The following is a 14313-nucleotide window of genomic DNA, read 5'->3' on the forward strand; positions in this document are numbered from 1 at the left end:
GTTGACTCATATAAAGATATCTTTATATCCCACCGCATGTCCGCCGCGCTCGACATCTTCCGTGCGCTTGCCGATCCCACCCGGATCCGCATTTTGCTGTTGGTACGCCGCATGGAGCTTGCTGTCGGCGAGCTCGCGGACGTGTTGTCGCAGAGCCAGCCGCGCGTGTCGCGCCACGTCCGTATCCTCGCCGACGCCGGACTGGTCCGTCGTTATAAGGAAGGCGCTTGGGTGTTCGTGCGCCTCGGCAACCCGTCGGCGTCGGATCCTGTGCTTGCCGCTCTCGACGCCTGGGACGACGGCAGCGCCTCCACCGACGTGGCGAAACTGACCGCAGTCCGCGCCGAGCGCGACGCCGCCGCCACCGCTTACTTCGCCGCGCAGGCCGAGAGCTGGGACCGGCTGCGGTCGCTCCATGTCGCGGAGAGCGACGTCGAGGCGGCAATCGTCGCAGCACTCGGCGAGCGCCCGCTCGGCTGCCTGCTCGACGTCGGAACCGGCACCGGCCGGATGATCGAGCTGCTCGGCGAGCGTGCCCGCACCGCGATCGGCATCGACCGCTCGCCCGAGATGCTGCGGCTGGCGCGGGGCCGTATCGAGGCGGCGGGGCTGCCGCACGCCGAGGTCCGGCGCGGCGACATGTTCGCGCTGCCCCAGGCCGATGCGAGCGTTGACACCGTCGTGCTGCATCAGGTCCTCCACTTCGCCGACCTGCCTGCCGCTGCGATCGCCGAGGCGGCGCGGGTGCTCGCCCCCGGTGGCCGCCTGTTGATCGCCGACTTCGCCCCGCACGACCGCGAGGAACTGCGCAGCCGCGAGGCCCACGCCCGCCTCGGCTTCGATCCCGTCGTGGTCAGCGGCTGGCTCCGCGATGCCGGCCTCGAGGCTCGCGTCGTCGCCGACCTGCCGGCTCCTGCCGGCGTCGATGAACCCCTGACAGTAACCTTATGGCTCGGCGAGCGTCCCTCGCTCGAGCAGCGAGTAGCCGCATGAGTAACCTGACCCTCGCCCAGATGAACGAGGCGGCGCGTGCCGTCAGCCCGCCGCTGTTCGCCGACCTGCCCGGCGATATCGGCGTGTCGTTCGAGTTCTTCCCGCCCAAGACCGACGCGATGGCCGAGACGCTGTGGAACTCGGTCGAGACGCTGCGGCCGCTCGCTCCACGCTTCGTCTCGGTGACCTACGGCGCGGGCGGCTCGACCCGCGAGCGCACCCACAACACCGTCGCGCGCATCGTCCGCGAGACCGGAATACCCGCCGCCGCGCACCTGACCTGCGTCGACGCCAGCAAGGCCGAGATCGACGAGGTTGCCCGCGCTTACTGGGACGCCGGCGTCCGGCACATCGTCGCGCTGCGGGGTGACCCGCCCCGCGCCGGCGAGCGCTTCGCCCCGCACCCCGACGGCTACGCCAGCGCCGCCGATCTCGTCGCGGGCCTGAAGCGCGTCGCCGACTTCGAGATCTCGGTCGGGGCCTACCCCGAGCCGCACCCCGACGCGACCAACAGCGCCACCGACATCGATTACCTCGCGCGCAAGTTCGACGCCGGCGCGGTACGCGGCATCACGCAATTCTTCTTCGAGCCCGACACCTTCTTCCGCTTCCGCGATGCGGCGGCGGCGAGGGGCATCGACGCCGAGCTGGTCCCGGGCATCCTGCCGGTCAGCAACTTCGCCCAGCTCCGCAAGATGGCGGCGGGCTGCAACACCGACGTGCCCGCATGGATGGCGCGGCTGTTCGACGGCCTCGACGACAAGCCGGCCGCGCGCCAGCTGGTCGCCGCGACCGTCGCCGCCGAACTGTGCCGGCGCCTGTATGCGGGCGGGGTCCGGCACTTCCACTTCTACACCCTCAACCGCGCCGAGCTGGCGTACGCGATCTGCCACATGCTCGGGGTCCGCCCCGATGCGACGAAGCAGCCGCAGGAGCTGGCCGCATGATCAAGTCCGAAGCCGCCATCCGCCTCCGCGCCGAGGCCGCGAAGCGCATCCTGCTGACCGACGGCGCGTTCGGCACGATGATCCAGTCGTACAGACTGACCGAGGCCGACTACCGCGGCGACTACGACCTGACCGACGACCAGAAGGGCAACAACGACCTGCTCGTGTTGACCCGGCCCGACGTCATCGACGCGATCACTCGCGGCTACCTCGACGCGGGCTCGGACATCGTCTCGACCAACACCTTCAACGCCAACACGATCAGCCAGGCGGATTACAATGCCGTCCACCTCGTCCGCGACATCAACATCGCGGCCGCGCACATCGCGCGGAAGGCCGCGGACGAGTATGAGGCGCGTGACGGCCGTCCGCGCTTCGTCGCCGGCGCGGTTGGGCCGACGAACAAGACGCTGTCGCTGTCGCCCGACGTCAACGATCCCGGCTTCCGCGCCGTCGGTTTCGACGAGATGAAGGCGGTCTATGCCGACCAGGCGGCGGCGCTGCTTGACGGCGGCTGCGACTTCATCCTGGTCGAGACGATCTTCGACACGCTCAATGCCAAGGCGGCGATCGTCGCCGTGCTCGAGCTCGCTGAGACGCGCGGCCACGAGATTCCGCTGATGATCTCGATGACCATCACCGACATGTCGGGGCGCAACCTGTCCGGCCACTCGGTCGACGCGTTCTGGTACACCGTGCGCCATTCGCGCCCGCTGACGATGGGGCTGAACTGCGCCTTCGGGGCCGATTTGCTGCGCCCGCACGTCCAGGCGCTCAGCCCGCTCGCCGACACATTGGTCATGGTCTACCCGAACGCCGGGCTACCCAACGACCTCGGCGAGTACGACGAGGAGCCGCACACCACCGGCGCGTTCATCGGCGAATGGGTCGCGGAAGGCCTCGTCAACATCGTCGGCGGCTGCTGCGGCTCGACGCCCGAGCATATCGCCGCGATGCGCGACGCCGTGCGCGGGAAGCCGCCCCGCCAGATCCCCCACCCGGCGTCGGCCCTGCGCCTCGCCGGCCTCGACCCCATGATCATGACGGAAGCCGCGTGACCAATCTTGCACTGAAGCTCGACGACGACCTGCCCGAGGAAACGTCCGCCCCCAAGCGCGCGACCTTCGTCAACATCGGCGAACGCACCAACGTTACCGGGTCGGCGGCGTTCAAGAAGCTGATCATGGCAGGCGACTACCCCGCCGCGGTCGAGGTCGCACGCCAGCAGGTCGCGAACGGCGCGCAGATCATCGACGTCAATATGGACGAGGGCCTGCTCGACGCCGAGTACGCCATGACGACCTTCCTCAAGCTGATCGCCGCCGAGCCCGACATCGCGCGGGTCCCGGTGATGATCGACAGCTCGAAGTGGAGCGTCATCGAGGCCGGCTTGCGCTGCGTCTCGGGCAAGCCGATCGTCAACTCGATCTCGATGAAGGAAGGGGAGGGCCCCTTCCTCGCCGCTGCCCGCAAGTGCCGGATGTACGGCGCCGCCGCGGTCGTCATGGCCTTCGACGAGCAGGGCCAGGCCGACACCGCCGCCCGCAAGGTCGAGATCTGCGGCCGCGCCTACGACCTGCTGGTCGCCGACGGCTTCCCGGCGGACGAGATCATCTTCGATCCCAACATCTTCGCGGTCGCCACCGGCATCGAGGAGCACGACAACTACGGCGTCGACTTCATCGAGGCGTGCACCGCGATCAAGCTGCGCTGCCCGCATGCGCGCATCTCGGGCGGCGTCTCGAACATGTCGTTCAGCTTCCGCGGCAACGAGCCCGTGCGCCGCGCCATGCACTCGGTGTTCCTGTATTACGCGGTCGCCGCCGGCCTCGACATGGGCATCGTCAACGCCGGGCAGCTGGATGTCTACGACACGATCCCGCTGGAGCTTCGCGACGCCTGCGAGGACGTCATCCTCAACCGCCCGTCGCGCAGCTCCAACCTGACCAACACCGAGCGGCTGGTCGAGCTCGCGGACAAGTTCCGCGGCGACGGCAAGGCGGCCGAGAAGGAGGCCGAGGAGTGGCGCAGCTGGCCGGTCGACAAGCGGCTGGAGCATGCGCTGGTCAAGGGCCTCGACGCCTATGTCGTCGACGATACCGAGCTGGCGCGGCAGGTCGCGGTGCGCCCGATCGACGTCATCGAGGGGCCGCTGATGGCCGGCATGAACGTCGTCGGCGACCTGTTCGGCGCGGGCAAGATGTTCCTGCCGCAGGTCGTCAAGTCGGCGCGGGTCATGAAGAAGGCGGTCGCCCACCTGCTGCCTTTCATCGAGGCGGAGAAGTCCGAAGGCCAGCAGACGAAGGGCCGGATCATCATGGCGACGGTCAAGGGCGACGTCCACGACATCGGCAAGAACATCGTCGGCGTCGTCCTCCAGTGCAATAATTTCGAAGTCGTAGATCTCGGCGTCATGGTGCCGTGGTCGGTGATCCTGAAGGCCGCCAACGACTGCAATGCCGACATGATCGGGCTGTCCGGGCTGATCACGCCGTCGCTCGACGAGATGGTCACCGTTGCGGCCGAGATGCAGCGCGCCGGCATGACCATGCCGCTGCTGATCGGCGGCGCGACGACCAGCCGGGTCCACACCGCGCTGCGCATCGCCCCCGCCTACGCCGGGCCGACGATCCATGTTCTCGACGCCAGCCGCGCCGTCGGCGTCGCGGGCGCGATGGTCAGCGACACCATAAAGAACGAGCTCGTCGACCGCACGGCACTCGAATACGAGGCGATCCGCGTCCAGCGCGCCGGCAACACCCAGAGCAAGCTGTTCACGCTGGCGCAGGCGCGCGCCAACGCCTTCCCGACCGACTTCGCCGCGCATCCGCCGGTCCAGCCGCGCACCGCGGGCACCCAGGCCGTGACGATGAGCGTCACCGAACTGATCCCCTACATCGACTGGACGCCGTTCTTCCGGGCGTGGGAGCTGGCCGGCAACTACCCGGCGATCCTGACCGATCCCGTCGTCGGCGAGAGCGCGACCTCGCTGTTCGCCGACGCGCAGGCGATGCTGACCGAAATCGTCGAGGGCGACTGGCTGCAGGCGCGCGGCGTCGTCGGCTTCTGGCCGGCGCGGCGCGATGGCGACGACGTGCTCCTGTTCACCTCGGAAGCCCGCGACACCGAATTGGCGCGCATCCCGTTCCTGCGCCAGCAGGTCGCCAAGCGCGAAGGCCGCGCCAACATGTGCCTCGCCGACTTCGTCCACCCGGAGGCTGACTGGCTGGGTGGCTTTGCGGTGACCGCGGGGCAGGGCATCGACGTCCAGCTGGCACGCTTCAAGGCGCAGCACGACGATTACAACGACATCCTCCTCAAGGCTCTCGCCGATCGCTTGGCGGAGGCCTTCGCCGAGGCGTTGCACGCCCGCGTGCGTCGCGAACTCTGGGGTCACGCGCCCGACGAGGACTTGTCCTACGACGACCTGGTCCGCGAGAAGTACACCGGCATCCGCCCCGCACCCGGGTATCCGGCGTGCCCCGACCACAGCGTCAAGCCGCTGCTGTTCGAGCTGCTCGGCGCCACCAAGGCGACCGGCATCACGCTCACCGAGAGTTTCGCGATGCTGCCGACCGCCGCGGTCAGCGGCTTCTATTTCGCCCATCCGGAGTCGGCGTATTTCGGTGTCGCGCGTATCGGTGCCGACCAGGTCGCCGACTATGCGGAACGGCGCGGCGTCGAGCTTTCGCAGGCGGAGACGTGGCTGCGGCCCAATCTCGACTGAGCCGGACGCGGCTGTCCTACACTTTGCCTATCTGGTACGCTCCGGGAACGCCGAGGTTTCGGGCGGGTGCTCTTTCTCATGTCCAGGTGTAAGTTGGCCGACTAAGCCGTTGTGAAGCGGTCGTGCGTCGACAGCAGGGCGAAATTTCGAAAACACGCGAGGGTCTCACCTCTGTAAACTCTCGCGGTCGCGTCAGATTTATTTTTCCTTATTTTCGCGTTCAGGGGTAGCGTCCAGATATGCCTGAAAGCTCACCCGCCGCGTCTCGTCCCGCCATCGTCGGCACCTGGGTGGTCAAGGACAGTGCCGCGCCATTTCCCTACCACATGTACGTGTTCAATGCCGACGGCACGATGCAGCAAGCGAACCCCGACGGCGGCCACCCAACGACCAGTTGCAGCGATGGCAAAGGGATCTGGGAAGCAACCGGCGCCGGGGTGCGCGGCAAGTGGGTGGAGATCACCGCCGACCGCGCCACGCACCAATTCGTCGGCACCGGCGAATTCGCGTTCAATCTGACGATCGACGGCGATGGCTTCGAGGGTTCCGCCAGCGTCACCTTCCGCGACGGCGACCGCAACCTTATCGATGGGCCGATCGCGACGACCATCTCGGGCCGCCGCGTCACCCTCGACTAAGGCGCGCCGTCAGGGCTTGATCTCGCCTTCGTCCTCGCCCGCCCAGTAGTGGATGCGGCTGGCGTGGACCTTGATCAGCACGATGCCGGGCGTATCCGCACCCTGCTCGAACCAGCGGTCGAGGTCCTTGGTCCAGTGCTCGAGGAACGCCGCCTTGTCGCGGATCAGCTCGGCCTTGCCCTCGACCGCGACCATCAGCCCGGGCTTGCCGAGCAGCGAGGTGTTGGCCTGAAACGCCAGCGCCACCTTGGGGTCGCGCTTGATGTCGTCGACGGTGCGGGTGTCCTCGTAGCTGAAGTAGAACGAGTCGCCGTTGTACTCGACCTCGGCATTGTTGCTCATCGGGCGACCGGCGATCTCGCCGCCCTCGGTGTGGGTCTGGAGCATCGCGAAGTCGATGTCGCGCATCGCCTTGGCGAGTTCGGGGAGGGTCTTGGTCATGCTGTGGCTCCATTGATTGCCGAGGCACAACGCGCGTCGCCGGGTTTGGGCGCAGACAACCGGCGCTAGGCGGCAATCCGGTCGGCCGGGGCCCGGGCGGCGAACACCGCGTCGGTGGTGCTGGCATCGAACGCCGGGTCGAGGGCGAGCACGGCAGCGCGGTTGTAGCGGTAGTTGAGCGCCAGCCGCTCGCGCTGCTCCGGCGACGCAGCGGAATAGGTCGAGGCCATCGCCGCCATCGCCGCACGGCGCTCGGCGACCTCCCTGTTGATGCGGTGCTGGAGGCGGACGGGCGCAATAGCGCGGAGCCGCAGCAGCGCCCAGATCAGCGCGACGACAATAGCGCCAGTGAACACCAGCATCAGCAGGTCGATAATCAGAATGCCGTTCATGGTTTCCCCGTGGTCACACAGCCTATTTACGCATGGGCGTCCTGAGAGTGCCACTGCCGCAATGACGCGGCGCGATATTACGGGTCAGGAACGCGGCTTGTAGCTGAACAGCGCGCGGCAGCCGTTGGCTACGGTGATCGACCGGGCGTCGTAATGCCAGTCGCGCCCTGACCGGCAGGCATTGTTGCTGGTCCGGCGTTCGAGGGTCACCCCGGCGTTGTGGACGAGGCAGCGCCGCGGGCCCTTGTGCGAGGCGCACGGGATCGTGTGCGCTGCCGTGACGGTATGGGCTACCGCGCCCGTATGCGCGCCAGTGTGCGTCGCGGCCCGGTGCCTGGCCTCGCGCTGGCGGACGAAGGCGCTCTCGCGGCCGACCGACGTGATGCTGCGGTTGGGATTGCCGGGCTGGATGTAGCCACCGCCGCCGGGCAGCGTCATCGGGCTGATATCTCGCGGCGGCTCGGCGGCGGCGGACGTCGCCAGCAGCAGGCTGGCCATTATCCATGAGCGCACGTCGTTTCCTCTCTTGAACGTTTACAATGTGCTAACGATCGAAGGCGAAGAAGGTTCGGCGGGGATCAGGCTCGGCTCGCCTTGGCGAACAGGGTCGGCAGGCCGGCCTCGTCGAGCCGGTCAGCGGGCCACCATTCGCCCGGCAGGTGGGTACGCGCGGCAAGGCTTGCCGCCACCACCGAGAGGCGCAGTTCGAAGTGGCTGAAGACGTGGCGGACGACGGTCGGGCGCAGCGTCCAGTCGGCGGGAACCGGTGCCTCGGTGCGCCAGTCGACGGGTGCCGGGGTCCACGCGCTCGTCGGCAGCGCCAGCATCCCGCCGAGCAAGCCACGCGGCGGGCGGCGGACGAGCAGGACGTGACCGCGGGCCTCGAGGCGGAAGGCGGTGCCGAAGCGGACAGGGCGAATCCTCTTGGGGGCACGGACCGGGAAGCGCGCCGGGTCGCCGCTCGCCCGTGCATCACACCAGCGCGCGACCGGGCAGGCGTCGCAGCGCGGGCTGCGGGGTGTGCAGACCGTCGCGCCGAGGTCCATCAGCGCCTGCGCGTGGTCGCCGGGTTGGTGTGTAGGGGTAAGTGCTGCGGCGTGGGCTCGAAGCTCAGGGCGGGCGGCCGGGATCGGGGTCGAAACCGCGAACAGCCGCGACATTACCCGCTCGATGTTGCCGTCGACGACCACCGCGGCCTCGCCGAAAGCGATGCTGGCGACCGCGGCAGCGGTGTAGGCGCCGATGCCGGGCAGGGTGCGAAGGTTGGCCTCGGTCGTCGGGAAGCCGCCGAGCGCCGTCACCGCCCGTGCGCAGGCGAGCAGGTTGCGGGCGCGGGCGTAGTAGCCGAGGCCCGCCCACGCCTGCATCACGTCGCCGTCCTCCGCTGCCGCCAGCGCCGCCACCGTTGGCCAGCGCGTCGTGAACGCCTCGAAGTACGGTATGACCGCGGCGACCGTCGTCTGCTGGAGCATGACCTCCGACAGCCAGATGCGGTAGGGATCGGCGGACGGCGTGCCGGGCGGCGAACGCCACGGCAAGGTGCGCGCATGGGCGTCGTACCAGCCCAGCAGGGCGGTCTGGAAGGCGGTGACCTCGACGGGCATGGCGGGGCTATGGCATGACCCCTGCGTGCCTGAAATACCCCCCGAGTCGAGGTCGCGCCGCGCTCGCGCGGTCGGCGAGGCCGTGCCCAAGGTCGGCGGCGCCGCCTTCCGCCGTTACGGCTTCATGCAGAGCGCCATCGTCGCGCGCTGGAGCGACATCGTCGGCCCGGCCTACGCCCGCCACTCGATGCCCGAGGAGATCCGCTTCCCGGTCGGCAAGCGCAGCGGCGGCACGCTGAAGATCGTCGTCACCGGAGCCTTCGCGCCGATGCTGCGCCACGTCGAACCGCAGGTCATCGAGCGCGCCAACCGCTTCTTCGGCTACGCGGCGGTATCGCGGCTCGCGCTGCGGCACGGCGACCTGCCAATCCCGAAGGCCGAGCGGCCGGTCGCGGCTCCCCGCGAGCTTCCGCCGACGACCCAGTCGACGCTGCGCGAAATCGCCGATCCCGGCCTCCGCGCCAGTCTCGAGTCGCTCGCGCAGGCGCTTGCGGTGACGACCGGGCTGCCGAAGATCGGGTGAGGCCGTTCAGCTTGCGGAAATCTGCCGATAGACACAGGAAAAGCCGATGATCATCCGCTCCCTCGTCCTCACGGCCGCGCTCGCGCTCGCCGTACCCCTCGCCGCCGGTCCGACCCGTGACTGGACCCGAACCGTCGTCGCCACGCCCGCCGGGTTCATGATTGGCAACCCGCAGGCGAAGGTGAAACTCGTCGAGTACGGCTCGTTCACCTGCCCGCACTGCCGCGCCTTCCAGAAGGACGGCGTGCCGGTGCTCAAGGCGAAGTACGTCGCCACCGGCAAGGTCAGTTTCGAGTTCCGCAGCTTCGTCCGCAATGGTCCCGATTATGCCGTCAGCCTGCTTGCCGGCTGCGATGCCACCGCACCGAAGCAGGCGGCCAATGTCGAGCTCCTGTTCGCCAACCAGGAGAACTGGATCGAGCCGTTCACTAAGCTCGACGACACCACTGCGGCACGGATCGCGGCGCTGCCCAAGGACAAGCAGGTCGCCGAGCTCGCCAAGGCGGGCGGTCTGGTCGACTGGATGGCACCGCATGGCCTGCCGCCGACGAAAGCTGAGCGCTGCCTTGCCGACAAGGCCGCGACCGACAAGCTGACCGCGACGCTGAAATCGGCGGTCGAGACCGACAAGGTCGACAGCACGCCGAACTTCCTCATCGACGGGGTCCGGCAGACTACTGACTTCATGGGGCAGCCGCGCGCCATCTCGGGCTGGGCGGAGCTCGAACCCCGCCTCGTCAAGGCGCTGCAGTAGCAAGGCATTGCGTTGACGCCCGCTCGGCGTCACAGACACGACAGATTATTGGAGACCGTCGGAATGCGTGCAGTGGCTTTCGGTGCGATGCTGATGCTGGTGGCCGTCGCCGCCTGCGACAAGAAGCCCGATGTACCGGCGGCAACGACGTCGGTGGCGACGACCACGGATGCTACTGCGACGCCCGCAACTGCAGCAGGTGCCGTTGCCGGCAAGAATTGGCTCGACGAGATGGTCGCGACGCCCGAGGGCGGCTTCCGCATGGGCAACCCCGATGCGCGGGTGAAATTGGTCGAGTACGCCTCGCTGACTTGCCCGCACTGCCGCGACTTCAAGGCCGAGTCCGACGCCGACCTGCACGCCAAGTACATCGCCACCGGCAAGGTCAGCTATGAATACCGCAACTTCCTGCTCAATGGCCCCGACATGGCCGCCTCGGTGCTGGCGCGCTGCGAGGGGCCGCGACAGTTCTTCAACCTGATGAACGCCTTCTACGCCTCGCAGGGCGAATGGACCGAGCCGTTCACAAAGATGACGCCCGATGATTCGAAGCGCATCGGGGCGCTACCGCAGGACCAGCAGGTCGCTGCGGTTGCAAAGATCGGCGGCCTCGACAAGTTCATGCGGGCGCGCGGCATGACCAGCGCGCAGTTCGACAAGTGCATTGGCGATGCCGCGGCGCTCAAGCGCCTGACCGATATGCAGTCCGAAGCTTCGGGCAAGCTCGGCGTCACCGGCACGCCGACCTTCTTTATTAACGGCGTCAAGCAGGACGGCATCAACACCTGGCCACAGCTTGAGCCAAAATTAGTGTCCGCGCTGTAGGGCTGACGCCCGGGGGGGCAACAGGTGGAATTCAGGCGGCTTCGCCTCGCAGGGTTCAAGTCGTTCGTCGAAGGTGTCGAACTGCGGATCGAGCCCGGCCTGACCGGGGTCGTGGGCCCTAACGGCTGCGGCAAATCGAACTTGCTCGAGGCGATCCGTTGGGTGATGGGCGAGGGCAGCCCGAAGTCGATGCGCTCGGGCGCGATGGACGATGTCATCTTTGCCGGCACGGCCGCTCGGCCCAGCCGTGACTTTGCCGAAGTGACGCTCAGCCTCGATAACAGCACCCGCACCGCACCGGCTGCGTTCAACGACAGCGACGATCTCGAGGTAGTCCGCCGCATCGAGCGTGGGCTGGGCTCGAACTACCGCCTCAACGGCCGCGACGTCCGCCAGCGCGACATCCAGATGCTGTTCGCCGACAATGCCACCGGCGCCCACTCGCCCGCGCTGGTCAGCCAGGGGCGGATCGGCGCGATCATCGCGGCCAAGCCCGACGAGCGCCGCGCGTTGCTCGAGGAAGCCGCGGGCATTTCCGGGCTGCACGTGCGCCGCAAGGAGGCCGAGATCCGCCTGCGCGCGACCGAGGCGAACCTGCTCCGGCTCGACGACGTGCTGAAGGCGCAGGAGACGCAGGTCGCGTCGCTCAAGCGGCAGGCGCGGTCCGCGCAGCGCTACTCCGAGCTCAGCGACCGCATCCGGGTCGCGGAGGGCGCGTTGCTGTTCGCGCGCTGGCAGGCGGCCGCAGCAGCGGCGGACACAGCACGCCGCGAGGCGCAGGCGGCGGAGGAAGCAGTGGCCACCGCGACCCGCGAGGCGGCGCGGCTCGGGACCGTCCAGGCGGAGGCGTCGGCGGCGTTGCCCAGCTTGCGCGATGCCGAGGCGCGGGCGGCGGCGGCGCTCCAGCATCTGGCGCAGACCCGCACCGCACTCGCCGCGGAGCTGGCGCGGGTCGAGGCGCGGGGGCGCGAGCTGGCCGCGGCGCGCGAGACTGGGGCGGGAGACCGGGCGCGGGAGGCCGGGATAGGTGCGGACGCGGCGGCGGCGATCGAGCGGCTTGAAGGGGAACGCGGCCGGCTCGATGCGGGAAGGGTCACCGCACAGGCGGAGCTGCCGGGGCTCGCGAAGACGGTCGCCGAGGCTGAGCGGGCGACGACCGGATATGAGGCCGAATTGTCGAAGGCGATCGAGGCGCAGGCGCGCGCTGCAGCCCAGGCTCGTGCCGCTGACGCCGCGATTGCGGCCGCCGAGGCGCGCGGCGGTCGAACCGCCGCCGAGATCGCGCGGCTGATTTTAGAGCGCGCAAAGCTGGCAGAGCCCGGTGACGATGCCGCCCGTCACGATGCGGCGGAGCGAGCGCTCGACGCGGCGGCGCGCGAGATCGAGGCGGCAGGCGTGGCGCTGGCCGCGGCCGAGACCGGACGGCGCGAGGCATCGGCGACCCGCGACACCGCGCAGGCTACGGCGGCGACGGCGCGCGGACGGATTGCGGCGCTGGCGGGTGAGCAGGGCGCCCTGACCCGTGCGCTGGCATCGAGCGGCAGCGGTGGCGATGCGCTGATCGACCGGGTCACCGTTACCCCGGGCTTCGAGGCGGCCTTTGCAGCGGCGCTCGGTGACGACCTGTCAGCAGCGGTCGGCAAGGGGCCGCGCCACTGGGCCGGGGCCGGCGACGGGGCAGGCGATGCACCGCTCCCCGCCGGGGCCCGCGCGCTGAGCGAAGTCGTCGCGGCCCCTTCCGAATTGACCCGTCGCCTTCGTCAGGTCGGGATCGTCGAGCCTGATGCCGCCGAAGGTCTCGCCGCCACCCTTGCGCCGGGCCAGCGGCTCGTCACCCGCGACGGCCGCTTGTGGCGCTGGGACGGCTATCGTTCGGGCGGGGGAGAGGGCCGCGCCGCCGCCGAACGCCTGATCCAGCGCGCCCGCCTCGCCGCCATCGCTGCCGAATTGCCGGGTGTCGAGGGCGAGGCCGCCACCGCTACGGCGGCGGTCACCGCCGCGCTCGCCCAACTGACCGCCCACGCCGCCGCCGAGACCGCCGCACGCACCGCCCGCGCCCGTGCCGAGCAGGCGCAATCCGCGGCCCGCGCCACCACCGCCAGCACCGCTGCCGCCATTGCCGCACGGGCCGCCCGGCTCGAGGCGACCGACGCCGCACTCGCCCGCCTCGCCAGCGAAGCCGAGGGCCACCGCGCCGAAGCCGAGGCGGCGCGCGCTGCGGCGCACGAAGTCACCGGCTTGCCGGCCCTGTCGGCGCGCGTCGCAACCTTGCGCGGCGAAGTCGAGGCAGCTCGCGCCGCGCTCGCCGTTGCCCGCGCCGCCCACGACAACGCCGCCCGCCGCATCGACGCGGACACCACCCGCCTCGGGCAACTTGCGACTGATGCCAAGGCCTGGGAGTCGCGTGCTGCCGCCAGTGTCGCGCACGTCGCCGAGCTCGACCGCCGCGACGCGAGCCTCGCCGCCGAACTCGCCAGCCTCGCCGCCCGCCCGCCAGAGATCGCCCGCGAGACCGCCGCGCTCGCCGGCACGATCGCCATCGCCGAAGCCGAGCGCCGCGCCGCTGCCGACCGACTTGCCGAGGTCGAGACTGCGCTGCGCACCGTCGACGCCGCCGCGCGCGCCGCCGCCGATGCGCTGGCCGACGCCCGCGAGGCTCGCGCGCGCGCCGTAGCGCAGGCCGAGCATCAGGACTCCCGCCGCTCCGAACTCGCGACCAGCTGCGGCGACCGTTTCCAGACCGCGCCGGTGCGCCTGCCCGAGGTCCTCGGCTTCACTCCCGGCGAGCCCGCTGACGCATTGGCACAGCGCTTCGATGCGCTTTCGGCGGAGCGCGAGCGCCTCGGCCCAGTCAACCTGCGCGCCGGGGTCGAGCTTGCCGAGATCGAGGCAAGCCTGGCGCTGTCCGCTTCGGAGCGGGATGAGCTGGAGACCGCCATCGCCCGCCTGCGCGGCAGTATTGGTGCCCTCAACCGCGAGGGCCGAGTCCGCCTCCTCGCGGCGTTCCAGACCGTCGACAGCCACTTCCGCGCCCTGTTCGCGACACTCTTCGAGGGCGGGGCAGCCCACCTCGAGCTGACCGAGTCGGATGACCCGCTCGCTGCCGGCCTCGAGATCATGGCGCAGCCGCCGGGCAAGAAGCTGCAGTCGCTGACCTTGTTGTCGGGCGGCGAGCAAGCCCTGACCGCGATCGCCCTGATCTTCGCGCTGTTCCTGACGACACCGTCGCCGCTTTGCGTCCTCGACGAGGTTGATGCGCCCTTGGACGACTCCAACGTCGAGCGCTTTTGTGATCTGCTCGACCACATGGCGACGACGACGCGCACACGCTTCCTGATCGTCACCCACAACGCCGTGACGATGAGCCGGATGCACCGCCTCTACGGGGTTACGATGGCCGAGCCGGGCGTGTCGCAACTGGTCTCGGTCGATCTGGCGCGGGCCGAGATGCTGCTCGCGGCGGAGTAGG

13 protein-coding genes are annotated in these 14313 nt (G+C 69.6%); 9 read left to right on the forward strand and 4 right to left on the reverse strand.

The features are described from left to right. Positions 1–36: 36 nt before the first annotated feature. The 5 genes from KX816_07880 (at position 37) to KX816_07900 (ending at position 6305) form a co-directional block, all read left to right on the forward strand. Positions 37–993: a metalloregulator ArsR/SmtB family transcription factor gene (locus tag KX816_07880; protein ID QXQ07899.1), complete on the forward strand. Its 957-nt coding sequence runs from the start codon at positions 37–39 to the stop codon at positions 991–993. After that, the gene (gene metF / locus KX816_07885) at positions 990–1940 is read left to right on the forward strand and encodes a methylenetetrahydrofolate reductase [NAD(P)H] (GenBank protein ID QXQ07900.1); all 951 of its coding nucleotides are present in this window, start codon (positions 990–992) and stop codon (positions 1938–1940) included. Before KX816_07880 ends, metF begins: the two co-directional genes overlap by 4 nt. Next, positions 1937–2998 (forward strand): homocysteine S-methyltransferase family protein, encoded by a 1062-nt coding sequence (locus KX816_07890; protein ID QXQ07901.1) that lies wholly within the window; start codon positions 1937–1939, stop codon positions 2996–2998. The genes metF and KX816_07890 overlap by 4 nt, the downstream gene beginning before the upstream one ends. A 29-nt stretch (positions 2999–3027) precedes the next feature. Next, positions 3028–5667: a methionine synthase gene (gene metH / locus KX816_07895; GenBank protein ID QXQ08455.1), complete on the forward strand. Its 2640-nt coding sequence runs from the start codon at positions 3028–3030 to the stop codon at positions 5665–5667. Positions 5668–5906: 239 nt separating this feature from the next. Then, positions 5907–6305, forward strand: a complete 399-nt coding sequence (locus tag KX816_07900; protein ID QXQ07902.1) for a hypothetical protein — start codon at positions 5907–5909, stop codon at positions 6303–6305. Positions 6306–6314: 9 nt separating this feature from the next. Here the strand turns inward: KX816_07900 and KX816_07905 are convergent, their stop codons facing one another. From KX816_07905 to mutY, 4 genes are all read right to left on the reverse strand, one after another. Then, the gene (locus tag KX816_07905) at positions 6315–6746 is read right to left on the reverse strand and encodes a pyridoxamine 5'-phosphate oxidase family protein (protein QXQ07903.1); all 432 of its coding nucleotides are present in this window, start codon (positions 6744–6746) and stop codon (positions 6315–6317) included. Between the two features lie 65 nt (positions 6747–6811). After that, positions 6812–7138, reverse strand: a complete 327-nt coding sequence (locus KX816_07910) for a hypothetical protein (protein ID QXQ07904.1) — start codon at positions 7136–7138, stop codon at positions 6812–6814. A gap of 84 nt (positions 7139–7222) precedes the next feature. Further along, positions 7223–7651, reverse strand: a complete 429-nt coding sequence (locus KX816_07915) for a DUF3011 domain-containing protein (GenBank protein ID QXQ07905.1) — start codon at positions 7649–7651, stop codon at positions 7223–7225. A 65-nt stretch (positions 7652–7716) separates the two neighbouring features. After that, positions 7717–8742 (reverse strand): A/G-specific adenine glycosylase, encoded by a 1026-nt coding sequence (mutY, locus tag KX816_07920; GenBank protein ID QXQ07906.1) that lies wholly within the window; start codon positions 8740–8742, stop codon positions 7717–7719. Positions 8743–8767: 25 nt separating this feature from the next. Here mutY and KX816_07925 point away from each other — a divergent pair, with 25 nt between their 5' ends. The 4 genes from KX816_07925 (at position 8768) to KX816_07940 (ending at position 14312) form a co-directional block, all read left to right on the forward strand. Next, complete coding sequence (locus KX816_07925; GenBank protein QXQ07907.1) at positions 8768–9265, forward strand: DUF721 domain-containing protein; 498 nt, start codon at positions 8768–8770, stop codon at positions 9263–9265. Between the two features lie 46 nt (positions 9266–9311). Further along, positions 9312–10019, forward strand: coding sequence for a DsbA family protein (locus KX816_07930; protein QXQ07908.1), 708 nt, complete (start codon positions 9312–9314; stop codon positions 10017–10019). 63 nt (positions 10020–10082) lie between these two features. Next, complete coding sequence (locus KX816_07935) at positions 10083–10844, forward strand: DsbA family protein (GenBank protein QXQ07909.1); 762 nt, start codon at positions 10083–10085, stop codon at positions 10842–10844. 24 nt (positions 10845–10868) lie between these two features. Further along, positions 10869–14312 carry an AAA family ATPase gene (locus KX816_07940; protein QXQ07910.1) on the forward strand — a complete coding sequence of 1148 codons (3444 nt, stop codon included), beginning with the start codon at positions 10869–10871 and terminating at the stop codon, positions 14310–14312. Position 14313: the final 1 nt, after the last annotated feature.

Source organism: Sphingosinicellaceae bacterium (assembly GCA_019285715.1).
Taxonomy (GTDB): domain Bacteria; phylum Pseudomonadota; class Alphaproteobacteria; order Sphingomonadales; family Sphingomonadaceae; genus Glacieibacterium.